Source organism: Streptomyces sp. NPDC019531 (assembly GCF_044903305.1).
GTDB lineage: Bacteria > Actinomycetota > Actinomycetes > Streptomycetales > Streptomycetaceae > Streptomyces.
In genome coordinates this window covers 174,105-195,954 of the sequence record NZ_JBJDQL010000008.1, presented here as the reverse complement: position 1 = coordinate 195,954, position 21,850 = coordinate 174,105, and the positions used below count along the sequence as shown (strand labels likewise).

Below are 21,850 nucleotides of genomic sequence, written 5' to 3'. Positions count from 1 at the left end.
TTGTCCGCGCCACCTGCTTCGTTGATACCCCGGCCGTTACTGTTCTGGACCGGTGTCGCCCTCACCTGCGCCGGCGTCGCCGAGCACCTGTGGATGTTCATCGACTCCGCATCCATGCACTTCCACATGTCCATGATGGACATGTCACCGGCGATGATGTGGGCGGCCATGGCCGCCATCGTCGTCGGCGTGGTGCTCTCCGGCATCGCGGTCGTGCAGCCACGGACAGCCGTTCCCGCTGCCGCCCCCGCTCCGGCCCCCACCACGGCGGCCGGCCGGCGTCGCCTCGTCGCCATCCTGACCTTCGCCCTCCTGGTGGACCAGATGAAGCCGGCCACCCTGGCGTTCATCTCGCCCGGCCTGCGGGCCGAATACGGCCTCAGTGCCGCCGACGTCTCGTGGCTGCCCACGGTCGCGCTGACCGGCACCGTGCTCGGATCGCTCGTCTGGGGACGCGCGGCGGACCGCATCGGCCGCCGGGCCACCATCCTCATAGCCTCCCTGCTCTTCCTCGGCACCACGGTGTGCGGCGCCATGCCGACCTTCGCCGGCACGCTCGTCATGTGTGCCCTGATGGGCATGGCGGCCGGCGGCATGCTGCCCGTCGTCTACGCCCTGATGACCGAGAGCCTGCCGCCCGGCCGCCGGGCGGCCATCATGGTCCTGCAGGCCGGACTCACCACCACCGGCGGCTACATGGCCGCCTCCGGCCTGGCCGCCGTCCTGATTCCCCTGGCGGGCTGGCGCGTGACCTGGTTCGCCCAACTCCCGCTGGTCCTGGTCCTGATCGCACTGAACCGCTGGATCCCCGAATCGGCCGCTTTCACCGCCCGGCAGACACGGGCGAAGCAGGTCCCGGCCTCCGCCCTGTTCAAGCGCCCGCAGACGGCCAAGACGCTGGTCGTCAGCGCCTACGCACTGGCCTGGGGCCTCGTCTACTGGGGGTTCATCACCTTCCTGCCCAGCCAGCTGGAATCCTCCGGCCGGCACGGCATGTCCGCCGCCACCCTGCTGTTCCTCTCGTCACTGCTGGCCATCCCCACCTGCGCGGTCGGCGCATGGCTCTACATGCACTGGTCGGCCAGGGGCACTATGGTCGTCTACGCGGCCCTCACCGTCGGCGCCCTTTTGACGCTGGCCGCCGTCGGGCTGGAGGGCAGCCGGCCCATCCTGCTGGCCACCGTGATGCTGCTGTTCGCCGGCACCGCCGGAGTCATCGCGCTCATCGGCCCCTACACGGCCGAGATCTACCCCCTGGCCATCCGGGGCACCGCCGGCGGCTGGGCCGCGGCCGTCGGCAAGTCCGGCGGGGCCTTCGGCCCGCCCCTCATCGCCCTGGTCCTCTCGGCGCCGGGAGGCATCCGCACCGCCGCGGTGTTCGTGGCGCTGCCCATGGCCCTGGCAGGGATCGCCGTCGCCGTCCGCGGGAGCAACCCGCAGGCCGCCGCCCAGACTCCCGAGGGCATTACCGCGCTGGACGCCGAACTCGACGAACTGGTCAGCCGCGAGGTCGTCGCCGCCCAGGCCAAGGCGACAACGCACCTGCCTGGCAAGGGAGGTACGGCGACATGACCGGCGGCGTCAACGGCGTCGCACTCGCCGTCTTCGTCCTCTTCTTCCTGGCCGTGACCGTCATGGGCTTCCTGGCCGCGCGCTGGCGCAAGGCCGACAACGAGCACACCCTCGACGAATGGGGCCTGGGCGGCCGCTCGTTCGGCACCTGGATCACGTGGTTCCTGCTCGGCGGCGACGTGTACACCGCCTACACCTTCGTGGCTGTTCCCGCGGCGATCTACGCCGCGGGTGCGGCCGGGTTCTTCGCGGTGCCGTACACGATCCTCGTCTACCCGCTGATCTTCACGTTCCTGCCACGGCTTTGGTCGGTCTGCCACAGGCACGGGTACGTCACCACGGCCGACTTCGTGCGCGGCCGCTTCGGCTCGAAGGGCCTGTCGCTGGCCGTGGCCTTCACCGGGATCCTGGCGACGATGCCGTACATCGCACTTCAACTGGTCGGCATCCAGGCGGTTCTCGACGTCATGGGCGTCGGCGGCGGCGAGAACCGCAACTGGTTCGTCAAGGACCTGCCGCTGCTGATCGCCTTCGGCGTGCTGGCGGCCTACACCTACTCCTCGGGCCTGAGAGCCCCAGCCATGATCGCGTTCGTCAAGGACACCCTGATCTACATCGTCATCACGGTGGCCATCATCTACATACCGATCAAGCTGGGCGGCTTCGACGACATCTTCGCCAAGGCGGGCCAGGCGTTCTCCCAGACCAATCCGGCCACGGGCAAGCCCCGTGGATCACTGGTCAGCGGCAGTGAAGCCCAGTGGACGTACGCGACGTTGGCCCTCGGCTCCGCGATGGCCATGTTCATGTACCCCCACTCGATCACGGCCACGCTGTCCTCCCGCAGCCGCGAGGTGATCCGGCGCAGCACAACGGTGATGCCCCTCTACACGCTGATGCTGGGGTTGCTGGCTCTGCTGGGTTTCATGGCCATCGCGGCCGGAGTCAAGGTCACCAACGGGCAGTTGGCGATCCCGCAGCTGTTCGAGGACATGTTCCCGAGCTGGTTCGCGGGCGTGGCCTTCGCGGCGATCGGCATCGGCGCGCTTGTGCCGGCCGCGATCATGTCGATCGCAGCCGCGAATCTCTTCACCCGCAACATCTACAAGGACTTCATCAAGCCGGACGCGACACCGGAACAGGAGACGAAGGTCTCCAAGCTGGTGTCCCTGCTGGTGAAGATCGGTGCGCTGGTCTTCGTCCTGACCATGGACAAGACGGTGGCCATCAACTTCCAGCTCCTGGGCGGCATCTGGATCCTGCAGACCTTCCCGGCTCTGGTCGGCGGCCTCTTCACCCGCTGGTTCCACCGCTGGGCGCTGCTCGCCGGCTGGGCGGTCGGCATGGTCTACGGCACCTTCGCCGCGTACGGCGTCGCCTCCCCGACGCAGAGGCACTTCGGCGGCTCGGCGAAGGAGATCCCGGGCATTGGCGAGATCGGTTACATCGGCCTGACGGCGTTCGTGCTCAACGTGATGGTGACGGTAGTCCTGACTTTCGTGCTCAAGGCCGTCAAGGCGCCGGAGGGTGTCGACGTCACATCCCCTGGGGACTACACGGCGGACACAGCAGGAGCGAAGGCGGCGCCCGTTCTTCGTCCGGGCACTTCGCCTGCTCCCCACGGCAGTTGAGAGCCGGGTCAGCCGGTTCTACGCGGCCGCTCGGTCGGCGATCGAGTCCAGGGCGGCCGTCACCGTCTTCCTCAGTGTCGCGGCATCGGCGCCGGCACGGGAGCGCAGGTTCACACCGTAGGCGAGCAGCGCCAGCAAGTCGGCGGAGGCGCCGGGGTCCGCACCGGCGGCCAACTGGCCCTGGGCCTCGCCGGCGACGAGCGCCGCGTACAGCGCGTCCCGCAAATCCTGGTGATGCCGGTCCAGGACGGCGCGCACCTCCGGATCACTGTTCTCGGCCCCTGCGTGTGCATTGGAGACCATGCAGCCCCAGCGGGCGTACTCGCCGGAGCAGCGCGCCTCGATCAGGCCGCCGAAGAACTCGGAGACGGCCTGCAGCCCCCGCCCGTCCTCCGCCAGGCGTCGGAACATCGGCTGAGATCGCTGTTCGAGATAGCGGCGCAACGCGGCGAGGTAGAGCTCCTGCTTGCCGCCGAACGTGGCGTACAGGCTGGAGCGGTTGAGCCCGGTCGCCGTCACCACGTCCTGGATTCCGGTCGAGGCCACACCCTGCCGCCAGAACAGCCGCACCACGGCCTCCAGGGTCGCGTCCGGATCGAAGTGCTTGATGTCCGGCATGCCTCACCCCGCCATCTTGAAATAGGGATTCCAAGATACTCCGCGTTCACCCGGCGGCAAAGGCGCTGACGGGTACAGAGCTGCACAGGCCACCCGCCTGTGCAGCAGCGTCCAGCTTCGTCCACGATCCGCCTGCGGGCCGCCACGCGCCGCGACCATGCCCCCATGAATCGCATACCAGCCCTGTGGGCCGCCGCGTACGGATCGCAGACGCCCCGACTCCGCCGCTTCCTTGCCCGCCGCGCCGTCCATCTCGCCGCCTTCATCAGGGCTCTCGCCCTGGCTGATCACCGCCCGTTCACCAGCCTCTGACCCATCGGACCCTCCACACGGCTGGCGCGGGGCCACGCCCGGCCTTATCTTGGAACGGTCATTTCAAGATTTTGCCGACGCCGCCCCGACCTTGAGCGGCGTCCGGCCCCGCGTCAGCCACCAGCCAGGAGGAACAAGCGCCATGACCACCCTCAACGCCGAACTGCGCACCTTCTACGAAGCCCGCCAGCAGCAGATCCCCGCCGAGATCCGGGCCATCATGCAGCGCGCCGGCCAGGAACTCGCCGACTCCGGCCAGGCCGACCGCGCCCTTGCCATCGGCGCCCAGGCCCCGCGCTTCAGCCTCCGCTCCGCCGCCGGGCAGGTCCTGGCTCTGGACGACCTGCTTGCTGACGGGCCGGTCGTCCTGACCTTCTACCGCGGCGCCTGGTGCCCCTACTGCAATATCGCGCTCCGCACCCTCCAGCAGCACCACGACGCGATCACCGCACGCGGCGCCCGGCTGGTGGCCGTCTCCCCGCAGATCCCCGACGAGTCCCTCACTCTGGCCGAGAAGCACGCCCTCACCTTCGACGTCCTCAGCGACATCGGCTCCGACACCGCCAAGCAGTACGGCCTCGCCTTCGACCTCCCCGACGACCTCGCCGCCGTCTACGACAAGCTCGGCTTCGACCTTCAGCGCGTCAACTACGGCCACCCGCGCACGCTGCCGCTGCCCGCCACCTACGTCATCGACCGCGACGGCACGATCCGCTGGGCCTTCGTCGACACCGACTACACCACCCGCGCCGAACCCGCCGACATCCTCGCGGCCCTCGACGCCCTGGGCTGATCGCACTGCCGAGAGGGCACATGGCGCCCCCGCCGAAACCCATGTGCCCTCAATGTGCCCTGGCCGCCTGACGGCCCCTCCCGGCACATGACAAAGGCGGGACCCGAAAGCCCCGCCCGCACCAAACGAAGCCCCAGGTCAGGGCCAGACAAGGCAATACGGCTGATGCCCCGCCTCATGCAACCGATGGCTGAAGTCCTGCCACTCGTGCAGCAGTTGGTAGACATTGAACGCGTCCCGCGGGCCGCCCCGGTCCGGGACCGTCGACCAGATGAACGCCGCCGCGCCGACCGCTTCCTCGCCGATGCCGCGCAGGGGGTCGACGACCGTCATGGGGAGCTTGACCACCGCGTAGTCGGGGTGGAGGACGATCAGTTCGAGCGGGGGGACCTTGTGGAGCGGGACGCCCTCTATGCCGGTGAGGACCATCGCCGCCATCGTCTCCGGCTTGATCTTGGTGAACATGCCGTTCATGCCGAGCTCGTCGCCGCCGAGTTCCTCGGGGCGCATCGAGATCGGGACCCGGGCCGCGGTCGCGCCGTCGGGCGCGCCGAAGTACTTGTACGTCACCCCCACCCGACCACCATTCCTGCTTCCCGCCCTCAACCGATCGATCCGACGTTCGATACGTCGCTCGTCGCGTTCCGACTCACCGGTTGTGCCCGGTGCACCGGATGCACCGAGTCCCTGACGCGTCTCGTTGGCTTCCTCCGCCTCGCGCCGGTGCTTCCCCCGCCGGGCACGTCGAGGACCCAGGTCATCAGTCCCCTCGCCCAGTCCGCCACCGCGATGCATATCTCCACCCGACTGCTTTTCTAGGACGCGTGGCCCCCGCCGCGCAACCCGATCATCGTGTCAGTGACCTCCCCCACGGCCGCCCGCCGAAACGTGCGTTGAAACACCTGTCCGCAGGATCTTCGCAGCCCCTGAACAAACGGCTCCGTGCCGTCATCTCCGTGAGCTGTGTGTATCTGCATCCAGTTTCGCAGATCGCCGGGGGCCGGGGCGTTTCGAGCCCTGGCCTACCCTGAGGTAGTCACCGGCAACGGAGTCCGAGAAAGCCGAAGAAAGCCGAACACACCCGGAGAAGGTCGGAGTAGTCGCAGGATATGAGTGAATTGCCCTATTCGTACGACGCGCCTGTCTCGCAGGCCCTGTTCGACCGCGCCTCGGCCGTCACGCCCGGCGGCGTGAACTCCCCGGTGCGCGCATTCCGCGCCGTGGGCGGCACCCCTCGCTTCATGGTCTCCGGCACCGGGCCGTACCTGACGGACGCCGACGGACGCGAGTACGTCGACCTCGTCTGTTCCTGGGGCCCCATGATCCTCGGGCACTCGCACCCCGAAGTGATCGCCGCCGTCCGGGAGGCGGTGTCGAAAGGCACCTCCTTCGGTACCCCCGGTGAGGGCGAGGTCGCGCTCGCCGAGGAGATCGTCGCCCGGGTCGAGCCAGTCGACCAGGTGCGGCTCGTCTCCAGCGGGACCGAGGCCACCATGTCCGCCATCCGGCTCGCCCGTGGCTTCACCCGGCGCACCAAGGTCATCAAGTTCGCCGGGTGTTACCACGGTCACGTGGACTCACTGCTCGCCGCGGCGGGCAGCGGTGTGGCCACCTTCGCGCTTCCCGACACCCCGGGCGTCACCGGCGCCCAGGCCGGCGACACGATCGTGCTGCCGTACAACGATCTCGAAGCCGTCCACGAGGCCTTCCACCGGCACCCCGGTGAGATCGCCTGTGTGATCACGGAGGCCTCACCGGGGAACATGGGTGTTGTTCCGCCCCTTCCCGGGTTCAACCAGGGGCTGCGGGACGCCTGCGCGCAGAACGGCGCCCTCTACATCTCCGACGAGGTCATGACCGGGTTCCGTACCAGCCGCAGTGGCTGGTACGGCATCGACGGCGTTCGCCCCGATCTCATGACCTTCGGGAAGGTCATGGGGGGCGGGTTCCCCGCCGCCGCCTTCGGCGGGCGCGCGGACATCATGGCCCACCTCGCTCCCGCCGGGCCCGTCTACCAGGCCGGCACCCTCTCCGGGAACCCCGTCGCCACCGCCGCCGGGCTCGCCCAGCTGCGGCTGCTCGACGACGCCGCCTACGACAAGGTCAACACCGTGTCCGGGCGGATCCAGTCGCTGGTCTCCGAGGCGCTCGGCAAGGAAGGCGTCGCGCACACCGTGCAGAGCGCCTCCAACATGTTCTCCGTGTTCTTCACCGACCGGCCGGTGCGCAGTTACGAGGACGCCAAGGCGCAGGAGTCCTTCCGGTTCACCGCCTTCTTCCACTCCCTTCTGGAGAACGGCGTCTACCTGCCGCCGTCCTCCTTCGAGTCGTGGTTCGTGTCCACGGCCCATGACGAGCAGGCGGTTCAGCGGATCGCCGACGCCCTTCCGGCGGCGGCCCGAGCGGCGGCGGAGGCCACGGCGGCATGAGCAGCACCTTCGAGAACAACAGCGACATCACCGTCGTCCACCTCATGCGGCACGGCGAGGTCGCCAACCCCGACGGGGTGCTCTACGGCCGTCTCGCGGGCTATCACCTCTCCGAGCTGGGGCGGCAGATGGCCGACCGGGTCGCCGAGCATCTGGCTGCCCGAGATGTCACGTATGTCGGCGCCTCCCCGCTGGAGCGGGCGCAGGAGACCGCCACGCCGATCGCCAAGGCGCACGGGCTCGACATCGCGACCGACGAGCGGCTCATCGAGGCCGAGAACGTCTTCCAGGGCAAGACCTTCGGCGTGGGCGACGGGGCGCTGAAGAACCCGGACAACTGGAAGCACCTCGTCAACCCGTTCAAGCCGTCGTGGGGCGAGCCGTACGTCGACCAGGTCGTGCGGATGAAGGGCGCGCTGGACGCCGCGCGGGACCGGGCGCGGGGGCATGAAGCCGTGCTCGTCAGTCACCAGTTGCCGATCTGGATCGTGCGGTCGTGGGTCGAGAAGCGGCGGCTGTGGCACGACCCGCGCAGGCGGCAGTGCACGCTCGCGTCCCTGACGTCCTTCACGTATCAGGGCGACAGGATCGTGTCCGTGGGGTACTCCGAGCCCGCGCTCGATCTTGTGCCGGTCCATCTGCGGGCGGGTGCCAAGCCGGTGAAGGGCAAGGGCAAGGCATTCGGGGCGTAGTCGGTCTGTGGGGAACTGGCGGTCCGTTGTTGCTGGTCGCGCAGTTCCCCGTACCCCTTCGGGGCGCGCTTCTGTTACCGAATCCGGAAAAAGTGCGGGAACCTCCCCCCTCGTCGCCTCCTCTGACTGGGTGACCACCAGAGCACGTGACGAATCGGGGAAGCATGCACTCTCTCACCCGAAGGGGAGCACTCGGACTCGGCGCCGGTGCCGCTGCCGCCGTCGGCCTGTCGGGGTGCGGGAGCCTCACCGGGTCGGACGGGGTGACCCGCACCTCGGGGTCCTCGGCGAGCAAGAGCCCGGCCGTCACCGCGCGCCCCATCGGCGACGGCTCCACCTCCTTCACCGGCAAGCAGCCGTACCAGCCCGGCAAGCCCGTGCCGCTGGAGCCGGGGCAGACCCCGCCGCAGTTCGTGATCTTCTCCTGGGACGGGGCCGGCGAGGTCGGCAACGGCCTCTTCCCGCGCTTCCTCGACCTCGCCAAGCAGCACGGCGCACACATGACCTTCTTCCTCTCCGGGCTGTATCTGCTGCCCGAGTCGAAGAAGCGGCTCTACGACCCCCCGAACAACCCCCGCGGTGCCTCCGACATCGGCTACCTCACCGACGAGCACGTCAAGGCGACCCTCACCAACGTCCGCCGTGCCTGGCTCGAAGGGCACGAGATCGGCACCCACTTCAACGGCCACTTCTGCTCCGGCCACGGCACGGTCGCCAACTGGACGCCCGCGCAGTGGCGGTCGGAGATCGCTCAGGCGAAAGCTTTCGTCAAGGAGTGGCGCACCAACACCGGCTGGACCGACCTGCCCGCCCTGCCCTTCGACTACGAGAAGGAGCTCGTCGGCGGCCGCACGCCCTGTCTGCTCGGCCAGAACAACCTGCTGCCCACCGCCCGCGAACTCGGCTGGCGCTACGACGCCTCCTCGCCCGGCGGCCGCCAGGTCTGGCCCGACAGGAAGAACGGCGTCTGGGACCTGCCCCTGCAGGCGATACCCTTCCCCGGCCACAGCTTCGAGGTCCTGTCCATGGACTACAACATGCTCGCCAACCAGTCGATCAACTCGACCAACGCGCCCGCCTACAACTACCCGGCCTGGCGCGAGCAGTCCGCCGGCTCCTACGTCGCGGGCTTCCAGCGGGCCTACGAGACCAACCGCGCCCCCTTCTTCGTCGGCAACCACTTCGAGCACTGGAACGGCGGCATCTACATGGACGCCGTCGAGCAGGCCTTCAAGCACATCGCGCGGGAGAAGGAGAAGGGCGCGGACGTCCGCATGGTCTCCTTCCGGCAGTTCGTCGACTGGATGGACGTACAGAAGCCGGAGGTGCTCGCGCAGCTGCGGACGCTCGACGTCGGACAGCAGCCCGCAGGTGGCTGGAAGACGTTCCTCCAGGGCCCCTCGACCTCGTCCTCCCCCTCGTCCTCGACGCCCTCCTCGAACGCTGCCTGAAATGCGGGTTTCCGCCCGCAAGGGGGGTGCGCAAGATCCCCAGAACGGGCATGCGAAACTTTTCACATGAGTGCCGCCAGCCGTAGCCGCTCCCGAGTCCGTGCCAGTCTGCTCACCGTGGGCGCCGCAGCCACCGCGCTGACCCTGTCCGCGTGCGGCTCGGGCGGCACCTCGGGCGGAGGCGGCGACACCAACTTCATCATGGGCGCGGACGGCATCTCCACCGCCAAGCAGGGGGACCGGGGCACCGCCCCCGACCTCTCAGGCAAGACCGTCGACGGAGGACAGCTCGACGTCGCCGACTACAAGGGCAAGGTCGTCGTCCTGAACATGTGGGGCTCCTGGTGCGCCCCATGCCGGGCCGAGGCACCCAACCTCGAAGCGGTCTACAAGGAACTCAAGGGCCAGGACGTGCAGTTCGTCGGCGTCAACACCCGCGACACCAGCGTCCAGAACGCCCGCGCCTTCGAGAAGGACATGGGCATCACCTTCCCCAGCCTGTACGACCCGACGGGCAAGCTGATGCTCCGCTTCCAGAAGGGCACCCTCAACCCGCAGGCCGTGCCCTCCACGCTCGTCATCGACCGGGACGGCAAGATCGCCGCCCGCTCGCTGGCCGCGCTCAGCGAGAGCAAGCTCCGCAAGATGATCGACCCGGTCGTCGCGGAGAAGTGACGTGAGCGCAGTCGTCACGCTCGCCGCCGACACCGGCTACAACGGCACCGTCCTCAACGGCGCGTTGCTGCTCGCCCTGCCCATCGCGGTCCTCGGCGGGCTGGTCTCCTTCTTCTCCCCGTGCGTCCTGCCGCTGGTCCCCGGTTATCTGTCGTACGTCACCGGCGTCACCGGCACCGACCTGGCCGAGGCCCGGCGCGGCCGGATGGTCGCGGGCGCCTCCCTGTTCGTGCTCGGCTTCACCGCGGTGTTCGTCTCCAGCGGGGCGCTGTTCGGCTACTTCGGCCAGACGCTCCAGGAGAACCAGGGCGTGCTGTCCAAGGTGCTGGGCGGGCTCATGATCCTCATGGGCGTCTTCTTCATGGGCCTGATGCCCTGGATGACCCAGCGGGAGTTCCGCTTCCACAACAAGCCCGCCATGGGCCTGGTCGGGGCCCCGCTGCTGGGCGCGCTGTTCGGTATCGGCTGGACCCCCTGCATCGGCCCGACCCTCGCCTCGGTGATCGCCCTGTCCTCCCAGCAGGGCAGCGCGGGCCGCGGTGCCATACTGACCGTCGCCTACTGCCTCGGCCTCGGAGTGCCCTTCGTGCTCGCCGCGGTCGCCTTCCGCAAGGCGCTCGGCGCCTTCGGCTGGGTCAAGCGCCACTACGTCTGGGTCATGCGCATCGGCGGCACCATGATGATCGTGACCGGACTGCTGCTGCTGACCGGCGCGTGGGACCGCCTTGTGCAGGACGTCCAGTCCTGGTCCGCCGGCTTCACTGTGGGGATCTGATCCATGAGCAAGACCACACCCGCCACCCCCGCTACCGCCGACGCTCCCGTCGGCGACCAGGACCTCGGCGCCGCCGGTTCCCAGCTGTCCACCGCGCCGGTCGAGGGCCCGCCCAACCTGCCCGCCCTGGGAGCGATCGGCTGGGCCCGCTGGTTCTGGCGCCAGCTGACCTCCATGCGGGTCGCGCTGCTGCTGCTCCTGCTGGTGGCGCTCGGTGCGATCCCCGGCTCGCTGATCCCGCAGACCGGCACCGACGCGACCAAGGTCGCCGACTTCGTCAAGAACAACCCCACCCTCGGGGACGTCTACGACAAGCTCGGCCTCTTCCACGTCTACAGCTCGGTGTGGTTCTCCGCGATCTACATCCTGCTGTTCGTCTCCCTCATCGGCTGCATCGTGCCCCGCACCTGGCAGTTCGTCGGCCAGCTGCGCAGCCGCCCGCCGGGCGCCCCGAAGCGGCTGACCCGGCTGCCCGCCTACACCACCTGGCGCACCGAGGCCGAGCCCGAGCAGGTCCGTGAAGCCGCGCTCACCCTGCTGAAGAAGAAGCGCTTCCGCGCCCACCTCGCCGGGGACAACGTCGCCGGCGAGAAGGGCTATCTGCGCGAGATCGGCAACCTCGCCTTCCACATCGCGCTGATCGTGATGCTGACCGCCTTCGCCTGGGGCCAGCTCTTCAAGTCCGAGGGCAACAAGCTGGTCGTCGAGGGCGACGGCTTCTCCAACACCCTCACCCAGTACGACGACTTCAAGTCCGGGAACCTCTTCGACACCGGCGACCTGGTGCCGCTCAGCTTCACCCTGAACAAGTTCACCGGCACCTACGAGACCACCGGCCCCAACAAGGGCACGCCGCGCCTCTACCAGGCGGCCATCACCTACAGCGAGGGCGCCTACGGCAAGGACCGCAAGACCCTCGTCAAGGTCAACGAGCCGCTGGAGATCGGCGACGCGAAGGTCTATCTCACCGCCCACGGCTACGCGCCCATGATCACGGTCCGGGACGGCAAGGGCAACGTCGTCTTCCACGACGCGGTCGCCATGCTGCCGCTCGACTCCAACGTCACCTCCACCGGTGTGATCAAGGTCCTCGACGGCTACAAGAACGCCAAGGGCGTCAGCGAGCAGCTGGGTATCTCGGCCTTCTTCCTGCCGACCTACACCACCGGCAGCGAGACGGCCTCCACCTTCCCCGCGCTGAACAACCCGGTGCTCAACCTCGCGCCGTACCACGGTGACCTCGGTGTCGACTCGGGCATCCCGCAGAGCGTCTACCAGCTCGACAAGTCGCATGTGAAGGAGTTCAAGGACTCCAAGGGCGAGCAGCTCAGGGAGAACCTGAAGCCCGGCGAGACCATGAAGCTCCCCAACGGCGCCGGTTCGGTCACCTACGACGGCACCAAGCAGTGGGCGAACTTCCAGGTCGTCCAGCAGCCCGCCAGCGGCTGGGCCCTCGCCGGCGCCCTCACCGCGATCTTCGGCCTCGCCGCGTCCCTGTTCATCCAGCGCCGCCGCGTGTGGGTCAGGGCGGTGCGCGGTGCGGATGGAGTGACGGTGGTCGAGATGGCAGGCCTGGGCCGCAGCGAGTCGGCGAAGGTGCCCGAGGAACTGGGACAGCTGGCGGGAGTGCTGTACGACCAAACGCAGGGTGACCCAGCCAACCCAGGGGCGCGGGGCGGTGCTGAATCTGCGGCTACCGCCGCGCGGGCGCGACCAGCCCCCACCGACCCGCAGCCGAACGACGATCCTCAAGTCATCCCTGCCGAAAGGCCTGAGAAGTGACTCTCGCCACCGCCACCAACGAGCACCTCGCCAACATCAGCAACACGCTGATCTACTCCGCGATGGCCGTCTACACCCTGGCCTTCTTCGCGTACATCGCCGAATGGCTCCTCGGCAGCCGCAGCAAGGTCGGCCGGACCGCCGCCGCGCTCACGGCCGACGCCAAGAAGGGGCAGGCGCCGGCCGTCACCGTGAACAAGGGCGGCAGTACCGCCGTACTGGAGCGGCCGCAGGTCGTGGTGCGGTCGGCGGCCGGTTCGCGGGACGTGCCCGACGGACCCGGGGCACACGGCGGGGACGAGCAGGGCGACCTCTACGGGCGTATCGCCATCTCCCTCACGGTGCTCGCCTTTCTCGTCGAGCTCGCCGGGGTCGTCGCCCGCGCGGCCTCGGTGGAGCGGGCGCCCTGGGGCAACATGTACGAGTTCAACATCACCTTCTCCACGGTGGCCGTCGCCGTGTACCTCGGGCTGCTGGCCCTGAAGAAGAACGTGCGCTGGCTCGGGCTGTTCCTGATCACCACGGTCCTCCTCGATCTCGGCCTCGCCGTCACTGTCTTGTACACCGCCAGCGACCAGTTGGTTCCCGCCCTCCACTCGTACTGGCTGTACATCCACGTCTCCACCGCGATCTTCTGCGGCGCGGTGTTCTACGTCGGCGCGGTCGCCACGATCCTGTACCTCTTCAAGGACAGCTACGAGAACAAGATCGCGACCGGCGGCACCCCCGGCAGGTTCGCGAACTCCGTCCTCGACCGGCTGCCCGCCTCCGCGAGCCTCGACAAGTTCGCCTACCGCATCAACGCGGCCGTCTTCCCGCTGTGGACGTTCACGATCATCGCGGGCGCGATCTGGGCGGGCGACGCCTGGGGCCGCTACTGGGGCTGGGACCCCAAGGAGACCTGGTCCTTCATCACCTGGGTCGCCTACGCCTGCTACCTGCACGCCCGTGCCACCGCCGGCTGGAAGGGCCGCAAGGCCGCCTACCTGGCGATGCTCGCCTTCGGCTGCTGGCTGTTCAACTACTACGGCGTCAACATCTTCGTCACCGGCAAGCACTCCTACGCCGGCGTCTGAGACCACCTTGCGGCCAAGGCCGGTTCCCTGTGACCTCAGTCACGGGAACCGGCCTTCATCGTGTGCGGAACGCCGGGCTCCGGGCCACCCTGGAGTCATGACCGGTTCCGTCGAGCAGGGCGTCAGTCAGACCCACGGCAGCACCCGCATCCTGCACTTCCTGGTGCGGCTGTCGGTGCCGATGGAGACGGTCTGGCCGGCGGTGGCCACGGCGGAGGGGCTGGGGGCCTGGTGGACCGGGGTGGAGGCGCTGGAGCCCCGGCTCGGCGGCGCGGTGGTGCTGCCGGGCCTCGGGGAGGGCCGGGTCACCGCGTGGGACGTGGACCGGGTCGCCGAGTACACGCTGGAGCGGGGCGGCCGGGTCCGGTTCCATCTGGAGCGGGACGGGGACGACGGGGCCGTACTGCGCTTCACGCACGAGTACGAGGGGGAGGGCGAGACCGAGCCCGAGTGGCGAGCTCGGTTCGAACGCCTGGTGGAACTCCTGGACGGCTAGAGGTGCACCTCGGGCACGGCGCCTACGCCGGCGGCAGGCACTCCTTCGCCGGTGGCCTCCCCTCCGGCCATGCGATCCGCACGAACCGGGCGGTGCCCTGCGGGGTCAGTTCCACGATGGGTACGGCCTTGTCGTACGGGTTGCCGTGGTTGTCGAGGCAGATCCAGCCGGACGCGCCGTTGACCCGCTGCTGGGTGCCCTTGATGAGCCGCCACTCGTTGCGGACCTCTTCGAGGGTGGGGATGTCCTTGCTGCCCTTGGCGAACCGGATGCCCTGGTACGTCAGCCGCATCGCGTCGTAGGCGATGATCAGCTGGCCGTCCTCCAGGTCGACGTCACCGATCGGGCCCACCTTGTCGCCCTGGCCCGCCCGGACCAGTTCCTGAAGGACCTTCGCGTCGGCGGTCGAACCCCCGGTCGCGGGCGGCGACTTGATCCAGGCGTCCGGGTGGGCGAGAGCGGTGTAGCGGACGGTGAGGTTGCGGTCGAGGGCGTCCCGGTTCAGGTCCTTGTCGCCGGTCAGGTAGGACGCCTCGTCACCGGTGAGCAGGGTGAACTTCCGCTTCTGGCAGCCGCGTTCGCCGAGTGCGTTGATGAACTGGCGCAGCTGGGTGTGGCGTCCGGCGAACAGGATGGTGTCGGTGCCGGCGTCCGTGTCGCAGACCAGATGGGTGATCTGCTCGAAGTCGTTGGCGGTGGAGCCCTCCTGGGCGCGGTCGTCGGGCGGGTTGAACGACCAGGGGGCGTACGGCGATCCCTTGAGCAGCTTCTCGAACGACCGTTGCAGGGTCAGCGAGTAGGGATCGCCGTTCTCCTGGTCGTCCGCCTTCTCGTCGTAGACCAGGACCGCCTTGTCGGCCGCGACCTGGGCGAAGGAGGTGAGCGCGCGGGCCTCGTCCGTGTTGGTGGGGGCGACCCGGGCGAGCCCGGGGAAGGGGTCCTTGCCGTTCTGGCCGTTGGCGAGGTTGTCGGCGGTGATGGAGGTGCCGATCACCGCGATGCCGCGGGCGGTGAGGGCGGTGACCGCCCGCTTGTTGTTGGAGGTGCTCAGCCCGACCCCGGCGACCGCCCGCAGCCGGTCCTTGCCGCCGGTCATGCCCTCCAGCTGATCGACGGTGTGCTCCCAATGGGCGCCGGTGGACCCGGGGTTGGCGAGCACCAGCCGGATCGCGGGGACGGTCCCGTTGGACTGGTGGTTGGCCTGGTACTGCGCGAGATACGCGCCCTGGAGCTCGTGCAGGACGTCACCGAGGTTGTCGGCGTCGGTGGCGGTGAAGGGCTCAAGGAGGGCGACCGTGACGAACGGGCCCTTGATGGACCGGTTCTCGCGGTCGATCGCCCGGACCACCGGCCGCAGCGGGGCCCGGCCCCAGTCGTAGTCGGTCGCCGAGACACCGACGCACTCGTCGCTGTCCTCGGGCCTGACCACCCCGGCCGCGCAGGAGCGGTCGTCGTGGGCCAGGGCGCGGACGCCGAAACCCAGTCCGACCAGCACCACGAGGGTCAGCAGCAGGGCGATGTACCGGCGCAGGGGGATCTCCCAGACGCCCTCCCGCAGCCACGTTCCGAAGCCTGTGCCGGCCATCACGCCTCCCCCTCGCCGTCGTCGCCGCTGTCGTCGTGGTCGTCCGGGACTCTGAGCGGGCGCCCTGCGAGCGCGTCCTCGGGCCAGTCCCGGGAGGCCCGCCACAGCAGCGCGTTGCCCGCCGGGCGCAGGTTGGACAGCTGCTCCAGCTCGAAGCGCAGCCGGTCGCACACCTTCGGGTCGGGCAGCGCGAGCGGGTCGGTCAGCTGCCACACGGCGTACAGCAGCCGTCGTACCCGCAGATGCAGTACGGGGTCCACATCGTCCGGCACCCGCTGGGCGGCGTCCGTGTGCCCGAGCGCGATCGCCGCGCGCCGGTCGTCGCGCGCGTCGAAGTCGTGGCCCTCGGCGTCGTGCGCGTGGAAGTAGGGCGCCGAGGCGACGAAGCGCAGGGTGCGCAGCCAGCTGCGGGTGTCCAGGGCGGTGAAGGTGTCACGCAGGTGGGTGACCGCGGACTCCGTTGCACCCAGGGCGAGTTCGTGATGCAGGCGGTAGCGGGCGCCCGAGGTGTCCGTGGGCGCGTAGTGCGCGATCAGTGTCTCGTGCGCCTCCCGCCAGCGCCCGTGGTCGGCGGAGCGGTGGTGCAGCCGGAGCAGCAGCAGCGTCCGCACGAACGGGTCGCCGACGAACCGGCCCGGCACCTCCGGCAGCCCCTCCTGGACCAGCCGGGTCTGCAGGGCCCGTACGTCCGCCGGGCCGAAGTCGTCGGGCAGGAGGGCCTCGGCCAGCGCGGTGGCGGAGTCGTGGTCGTGGGCGGCGGCCAGCACGGTCAGCTCCTCCAGCCGGTCGGAGGGCACCAGTCGGTCGAGGAGTTCGACGTAGGCGGGCCGGCCGTCGTGGTCCTCGTGCAGCCGTATGTCGGAGGTGAGCAGCTCGCTGAGGGAGGGTGTGTCGTGCTGCGCGGCGGACTCGGTGAGCAGCGTGATGCCCAGCGGGTTGCCACCGGTCAACCGGTGGATGGCGTGCGGGAGTTGGGGCGGCACCTGGTGCTCGTCGACGATGTGCAGGGTGTCGTCGGCGCTCAGCGGCGGCAGGGAGACCAGCAGGGCGCGGGAGGAGGCGGACGCGGGGTCGGGCGTCCAGTCGGTGCGCCGGGCGACCTCCGGGAGGGTCTGCCGTACGGCGTTGCGCAGGGCGGGGCGGCTGTCGCCGCGCAGCGCGGTGACGAAGACGACCTGGTCGGCGATGCCCTCGGAACGGTCGCGCAGGGCCGGGTCGGTCAGGCCGGGGCCGGGCGCGGACTGCGCGTTGTCCACGAGGACGAGCGGCCGGCCGATGCGCTGCATACGGGGCAGCATGCCGGTGTAGGCGTCGGTGAGGTCGGCGAGCAGGGCGCGCACCAGATGGCGCTCCGCGTGCTCGCGGGAGGTGCCGCCCGCCCTGAAGTGCCCGGACAGCAGCATGAGTCCGCGCCGGGCGTTGCGGCTGGCGTTGGGGTAGTCCCGCCACCAGGTGGCGGCGCGCTGCTGGCGGCGGTGCACGAAGCTGTCCGAGATGGACTCCAGGGTCGCCTCGATGGCGGAGGACAGCAGCGGCCCGGTGCCGGTCGCGGCCGCGGCGACATTGGCGGCGACCCGCCCGGCCCAGCGCCCGGCGAACCCGGCGACCCACGACCCGCTCTCGTTCAGCAGCAGGATCCGCTCGACCTCACGCCGGATGCGCTCCGAGTCGGCGTCCCGCCAGCCCCCGGCGGCGACCGCGACCAGCCCCGACATGAGCCGCGGGAAGGTGATCCGCCCCGCGCCGGTCACCGGCTCCGCGAGCTGCTCGGCGATCACCAGCAGCGCCTGTGACACCGGTGACCAGGCCTCGGCGTCCCGTCCCGGGGGCGGCGCCACGAACTCGGCGCTCTCGCAGTCGATCAGGGCGACGGGGGTGTGCCCCTTGTAGGCGTCCCGCAGCTCTTCGAGCACCGCGCTCTTGCCCAGCCCGCGCCGGCCGGTGAGCACGACGAAGGGCAGTTCCTGCGGATGCTCGAAAGGGGTGGCCCGGTGCTGGTGCGGCCGCAGCCCCACGAGCCGTGGCGCGAGCCCCGCCGGATCCGTGTCGAACAGCGCCCCGCGCCCGTGCAGCTGTCTGTGCACCCGCATTCCCCCCATGCGCGCTGTGTATCAATCCCAGGGTAAGGAGGGGGAGTTGGTTCGGACTAGATCGTGTGGTGTCCGTTGGGTTACGAAAGTGTCGACACCGGATTGCTCAGAAGTCCGTTCGGAGCACGAGTTCCAGCAACCCCGGGAAGCGCGCGTCGAACTCCGCCCGCCGGAGCCGGTTGACGCGTCTCGGCCCCTCGTCCCGCTGCTCCACGAGCCCGGCCGCGCGCAGCACCGCGAAGTGGTGACTGAGTCCTGCCTTGCCGACGGGCACGTCGAAGGTGCCGCAGCTGCGGGACCAGTCGGGGGAGCCGGCCAACTCCCGCACCAGCTGGGCCCGGACGGGGTCGGCGAGCGCGGCGAGCGCGGTGAGGACGGGGACCTCGTCGGGGTGTGTGTGCTCGGGGGCGGTCCGGTGACGTGGGGTGGCCATGGTGTCCTTCCGGGCCGCTTGCCGAGTGTTCGATGAAAACCATACACTTCTGAGTGTTCGGTTTTCGTTGAACAGTTTGGGGTGTGGCATGCGCGCGGTCGAGATCCAGGAGTACGGCGGTCCCGAGGCCCTCAAGGTCGTGGAGACGGAGGTGCCCGAGCCGGGACCCGGGCAGGTGAGCGTCGACGTGGCGTACGCCGGGGTGAACTTCGCCGATCTCAAGGCGCGTGCGGAGGGATACCGGGTGCCGAAGCTGCCGTTCGTGCCCGGCCTTGAGGCGTCCGGGCGGGTGCGGGCGGTCGGCGAGGGCGTGACCGGGCTGAGCGTCGGCCAGGAGGTGACCGCCGCGCTGACGGCGGGCGGCGGCTACGCGGACGTGGTCGTCGCCGACGAGCCGAACGTCTTCCCGCTCCCGGCAGGCGTCGATCTCCGTACGGCGGCCACCCTGCCGGCGGTGCTCCCGACGGCGTACGCCCTCGTGCACACCGTGGGCCGGCTCAGCGCCGGGGAGACGGTCCTGGTGCAGGGCGCGGCGGGCGGAATCGGCACCGTGGTCGGGCAGTTGGCGAAGGCGGCGGGCGCCACGGTGTACGGCGTGGTGTCCGGCGAGGCCAAGGCGGCGTACGCGCGCGAGCACGGATACGACGAGGTGTTCGTCGGTGACTTCGCCGAGCCGGTGCGTGCGGCGACCGGCGGGCGCGGGGTCGACCTCGCCCTGGACCCGGTCGGCGGCGACACCCTCCGCGCCTCCCTGGCCTCGCTCGCGGTCTACGGCCGCCTGGTCTCCTTCGGCAACGCGAGCGGGGCGCCGGCGTGGCAGGTGGGTCAGCCCGAGCTGTACCCCCTCGGCCTCTCCGTCGGCGGCTTCTCCATCCTGACCCTCGCCCAGACCGCCCCCGCCGAACTGCGGGCCCTGTCCGAGCGGGCCTTCGCGACCGTGGCCGACGGCACGGTGTCCCTGCCGGTCACCGCCGAGTTCGGGCTTGAGGAGGCGGCGGAGGCGCACCGGCTGATGGGGGCGCGGGCGAGTATGGGCAAGCTGCTGCTGCGGGTGGGCGGTATCAGCGCGGAAAGTCCGTGAACGCCGCTCAGGCGCTCCGCTGGACGAGCAGTTCGAGACCGCCCGCGTATGGACATTCGGCGGGGAATTTTGACACGGTGGGGTGCGCCGACCCGTAATCGAACACGTGGTCGATGACGCCTTTCGGGAGGCCCGTCGTGTCGCGCTCCTTCTACGCCGCGCAGAGTGTGTTCTCCGACCCGGGCGAACTCGCCTCTCTTTACGGCGACTTGCCGCGCGACACCGCCCGACTGGCCCGTGTCGTACGGGATCTGATGATTCATCGGGGCGAGGGAGAACTCTTCGACCACACCCATCCGACCGACCGGCTCCACAACGACGCGGAGTCCCGCTACATCGACGACATCCTGCGGATCGTCGTCGAGCGGAACGCCGCCCCGCTGACCGTGCGGCGCGAGCCGGGCGACCGGTTCGTCGGGATCTGCCGCGACTTCACCCTGCTGCACGTCTCGTTGTTGCGCCATGTCGGCATCCCGGCCCGGCTGCGGTCCGGGTTCGCCGACTACTTCGGGTCGACCGGGTTCCACGGTGACCACGTGGTCACCGAGTACTGGGACGAGGGGCGGGGCTGGCTGCTGGCGGACGCGCAGTTGGCGGACCCCGAGATCACGGCCAACTGGCCGGTGGACTTCGATCCGATGGACGTCCCGCGCTCACGCTTCCTGGTCGCGGGTGAGGCCTGGCGTGCCATCCGGGAGGACGGGGCCGACCAGACGGAGTTCGGACTCCATCGGCCGCAGGAGGGGCCCTTCTACGGAGAGCGGTTCGTGGCCGGGAACATCCGGCTCGATCTCGCCGCGCTCAGCAAGGTGGAGACCTTGCTGTGGGACGTGTGGGGCGAGGGCGAGGGCGAGCCCGGGGAACCGCTGCCGGAGCAGTCGCGCGCGTTCTACGACCGTGTCGCCCCAGTCGTCAGCGGGGAGGTGTCCTTCGAGGCCGCGCGCGAGCTGTTCGACACGGACGACGTCCTGCGGACCCCGAGTACGGTGACGTCCTACGCGCCCTTCAACGGGCCGAGCCTCGTCACGCTTCGCTAGGCCACCGTCCGCAACCCACCTCGCACGACCGCTCCCGTCTCCCGTACCAGCCGGTGCGCGCAGGTTGCCGCCAGCAGCTCTCCCAGGAGGTCCGGGTCGTCTATGTCCAGGTCCAGCAACGACTCGATGCGCTCCAGGCGTTGATAGAGGGACTGGCGGCCTATGTGGAGGAGGGCCGCGGTGCGGGTGGGGGAGCAGCCGTTGCGGAGGTGGGTCTCCAGGGTGCGGACCAGATCGCTGGGGTGGGCCGCCTCCCAGGCCAGGAGCGGCCCCAGGGAGTGCTGGACCAGAGCCGCGAGACGCTCGCGGTTGGCTTCCACTCCGCCCCGCGTCAGCTCCCGCTCCAGGGCGAGGGCCCGGGACGAGGTGACCAGGGGGCCGTCGGGGACGCCGGGCTCCGCGGGCGGGACCGTCAGCGCCAGTTCCAGTGTCGTACGGGCCGCCCGCAGCGTGTCGCTCCAGCGCAGCCACCCGCTGCCGCCGTCGGAGGCGGACACCGCGTGGCCCACGGCGACCGTGAGGCCGGGGACGGCCGAGGTACGGAAGGCCTCCTGGACCGCCTTCACCGGGTCACCGGCGCGCGCCCCCGGCAGGGACAGCAGGGCCAGGACGTCCCCGGGGAACGCGGCCCGCATCACCCCGGCGCCGCCAAGGAGCCGTACCGCGCGGTCGACCGTCCCGACCTCCCGCGTGCCGTGCAGGGACACCCCGATCAGCCGGGCGCCGGGGCCGGGGTGGAAGCCCGCGAGCGCGGCCCGCGCCTCCACCTCCGGCTGGTTCAGCGCCGCCCGGTCGGCGAGGTCGGCGAGCAGGGCCGCCGTATGGTCGTCGCCCCAGGGCCGTACGACCGAACGGCCCGACAGGCCGCGGGCCACGATCGCCCGGTTGGCGGCCTCGGTGATCCGTACGAAGGGCACGACCCGGTGCATGGCCAGCAGGGGCAGCTCGCGGCGGTGGGCCTCGTCGATCACCTCGGCGGGCATGGACGGAAGGGAGCGGCCGACTTCCACCGCGAGACCGGCGGCGCCCCGGGCGGCCAGCTCGCGGACGTACCGGCGGCGGATCGACTCCTCGGTGTCCGTCAGGCCGAAACCGTTGGTGAGCAGCAACTCGCCGCCGTCCAGGAAGTTCGCGCCTTCGTACACCTCGCTGGTGGGAGTCCCCCCGCTTCGAGCGAAGCCGAGAAGCAGGGGGAGGACCCAGCGGACCGGGCGGTCCAGGGCCGTGTGGCCGGCGAGCAGCTCGGGCTCGGCGGCGCGGACGGGATCGAGGGCCAGGATCTCTCGCAGGGTGAGTGCGGGCATGCGCGTCTCCCGACAGTT

At 70.1% G+C, this 21,850-nt stretch carries 20 protein-coding genes; 14 read left to right on the top strand and 6 right to left on the bottom strand.

Going from position 1 to position 21,850, the window contains the following annotated elements; all coding sequences use genetic code 11:
• Positions 1-1,572 (top strand): MFS transporter, encoded by a 1,572-nt coding sequence (locus ACI2L1_RS13290; RefSeq protein ID WP_404739433.1) that lies wholly within the window; start codon positions 1-3, stop codon positions 1,570-1,572.
• Positions 1,569-3,203 (top strand): monocarboxylate uptake permease MctP, encoded by a 1,635-nt coding sequence (mctP, locus tag ACI2L1_RS13285; protein WP_404739432.1) that lies wholly within the window; start codon positions 1,569-1,571, stop codon positions 3,201-3,203. Before ACI2L1_RS13290 ends, mctP begins: the two co-directional genes overlap by 4 nt.
• A gap of 18 nt (positions 3,204-3,221) precedes the next feature.
• Here mctP and ACI2L1_RS13280 read toward each other — a convergent pair whose 3' ends face one another.
• Positions 3,222-3,821 carry a TetR/AcrR family transcriptional regulator gene (locus tag ACI2L1_RS13280; RefSeq protein ID WP_404739431.1) on the bottom strand — a complete coding sequence of 200 codons (600 nt, stop codon included), beginning with the start codon at positions 3,819-3,821 and terminating at the stop codon, positions 3,222-3,224.
• 165 nt (positions 3,822-3,986) lie between these two features.
• Here ACI2L1_RS13280 and ACI2L1_RS13275 point away from each other — a divergent pair, with 165 nt between their 5' ends.
• Both ACI2L1_RS13275 and ACI2L1_RS13270 read left to right on the top strand, forming a co-directional pair.
• Positions 3,987-4,133 (top strand): hypothetical protein, encoded by a 147-nt coding sequence (locus ACI2L1_RS13275; protein ID WP_404739430.1) that lies wholly within the window; start codon positions 3,987-3,989, stop codon positions 4,131-4,133.
• A gap of 142 nt (positions 4,134-4,275) precedes the next feature.
• Positions 4,276-4,926, top strand: coding sequence for a peroxiredoxin-like family protein (locus ACI2L1_RS13270; protein ID WP_404739429.1), 651 nt, complete (start codon positions 4,276-4,278; stop codon positions 4,924-4,926).
• 138 nt (positions 4,927-5,064) lie between these two features.
• Here the strand turns inward: ACI2L1_RS13270 and ACI2L1_RS13265 are convergent, their stop codons facing one another.
• The gene (locus ACI2L1_RS13265; protein WP_404739428.1) at positions 5,065-5,721 is read right to left on the bottom strand and encodes a hypothetical protein; all 657 of its coding nucleotides are present in this window, start codon (positions 5,719-5,721) and stop codon (positions 5,065-5,067) included.
• Positions 5,722-6,035: 314 nt separating this feature from the next.
• Between ACI2L1_RS13265 and hemL the strand changes: the two genes are divergently transcribed.
• The 8 genes from hemL to ACI2L1_RS13225 all read left to right on the top strand — a co-directional run bounded on the left by hemL (position 6,036) and on the right by ACI2L1_RS13225 (position 14,302).
• Positions 6,036-7,355 carry a glutamate-1-semialdehyde 2,1-aminomutase gene (hemL, locus tag ACI2L1_RS13260; protein ID WP_404739427.1) on the top strand — a complete coding sequence of 440 codons (1,320 nt, stop codon included), beginning with the start codon at positions 6,036-6,038 and terminating at the stop codon, positions 7,353-7,355.
• Entirely contained in the window at positions 7,352-8,047 is a 696-nt protein-coding gene (locus ACI2L1_RS13255; RefSeq protein WP_404739426.1) for a histidine phosphatase family protein, read from the top strand. The genes hemL and ACI2L1_RS13255 overlap by 4 nt, the downstream gene beginning before the upstream one ends.
• Before the next feature lie 164 nt (positions 8,048-8,211).
• The gene (locus ACI2L1_RS13250) at positions 8,212-9,498 is read left to right on the top strand and encodes a hypothetical protein (RefSeq protein WP_404739425.1); all 1,287 of its coding nucleotides are present in this window, start codon (positions 8,212-8,214) and stop codon (positions 9,496-9,498) included.
• Positions 9,499-9,564: 66 nt separating this feature from the next.
• Positions 9,565-10,173 (top strand): TlpA family protein disulfide reductase, encoded by a 609-nt coding sequence (locus tag ACI2L1_RS13245; RefSeq protein ID WP_404739424.1) that lies wholly within the window; start codon positions 9,565-9,567, stop codon positions 10,171-10,173.
• A 1-nt stretch (position 10,174) separates the two neighbouring features.
• Positions 10,175-10,948: a cytochrome c biogenesis CcdA family protein gene (locus tag ACI2L1_RS13240; protein ID WP_404739423.1), complete on the top strand. Its 774-nt coding sequence runs from the start codon at positions 10,175-10,177 to the stop codon at positions 10,946-10,948.
• 3 nt (positions 10,949-10,951) lie between these two features.
• A complete protein-coding gene (locus ACI2L1_RS13235) occupies positions 10,952-12,730 on the top strand; it encodes a cytochrome c biogenesis protein ResB (protein ID WP_404739422.1) in 1,779 nt (592 codons plus the stop codon).
• Positions 12,727-13,806: a c-type cytochrome biogenesis protein CcsB gene (gene ccsB, locus ACI2L1_RS13230; RefSeq protein ID WP_404739421.1), complete on the top strand. Its 1,080-nt coding sequence runs from the start codon at positions 12,727-12,729 to the stop codon at positions 13,804-13,806. Before ACI2L1_RS13235 ends, ccsB begins: the two co-directional genes overlap by 4 nt.
• A gap of 97 nt (positions 13,807-13,903) precedes the next feature.
• Entirely contained in the window at positions 13,904-14,302 is a 399-nt protein-coding gene (locus ACI2L1_RS13225) for an SRPBCC domain-containing protein (protein ID WP_404739420.1), read from the top strand.
• Between the two features lie 22 nt (positions 14,303-14,324).
• Here ACI2L1_RS13225 and ACI2L1_RS13220 read toward each other — a convergent pair whose 3' ends face one another.
• From ACI2L1_RS13220 to ACI2L1_RS13210, 3 genes are all read right to left on the bottom strand, one after another.
• Positions 14,325-15,887 carry a hypothetical protein gene (locus ACI2L1_RS13220; protein WP_404739419.1) on the bottom strand — a complete coding sequence of 521 codons (1,563 nt, stop codon included), beginning with the start codon at positions 15,885-15,887 and terminating at the stop codon, positions 14,325-14,327.
• Positions 15,887-17,977 (bottom strand): hypothetical protein, encoded by a 2,091-nt coding sequence (locus ACI2L1_RS13215; protein WP_404739506.1) that lies wholly within the window; start codon positions 17,975-17,977, stop codon positions 15,887-15,889. The genes ACI2L1_RS13220 and ACI2L1_RS13215 overlap by 1 nt, the downstream gene beginning before the upstream one ends.
• Before the next feature lie 106 nt (positions 17,978-18,083).
• The gene (locus ACI2L1_RS13210; RefSeq protein WP_404739418.1) at positions 18,084-18,410 is read right to left on the bottom strand and encodes an ArsR/SmtB family transcription factor; all 327 of its coding nucleotides are present in this window, start codon (positions 18,408-18,410) and stop codon (positions 18,084-18,086) included.
• A gap of 88 nt (positions 18,411-18,498) precedes the next feature.
• Here ACI2L1_RS13210 and ACI2L1_RS13205 point away from each other — a divergent pair, with 88 nt between their 5' ends.
• Both ACI2L1_RS13205 and ACI2L1_RS13200 read left to right on the top strand, forming a co-directional pair.
• A complete protein-coding gene (locus tag ACI2L1_RS13205; RefSeq protein ID WP_404739417.1) occupies positions 18,499-19,491 on the top strand; it encodes a zinc-binding alcohol dehydrogenase family protein in 993 nt (330 codons plus the stop codon).
• A 113-nt stretch (positions 19,492-19,604) separates the two neighbouring features.
• The gene (locus ACI2L1_RS13200) at positions 19,605-20,528 is read left to right on the top strand and encodes a transglutaminase-like domain-containing protein (protein WP_404739416.1); all 924 of its coding nucleotides are present in this window, start codon (positions 19,605-19,607) and stop codon (positions 20,526-20,528) included.
• On the opposite strand, the gene ACI2L1_RS13195 is transcribed toward ACI2L1_RS13200, so the two are convergent.
• Positions 20,525-21,832 (bottom strand): PucR family transcriptional regulator, encoded by a 1,308-nt coding sequence (locus ACI2L1_RS13195; RefSeq protein WP_404739415.1) that lies wholly within the window; start codon positions 21,830-21,832, stop codon positions 20,525-20,527. The genes ACI2L1_RS13200 and ACI2L1_RS13195 overlap by 4 nt on opposite strands.
• Positions 21,833-21,850 lie beyond the last annotated feature (18 nt).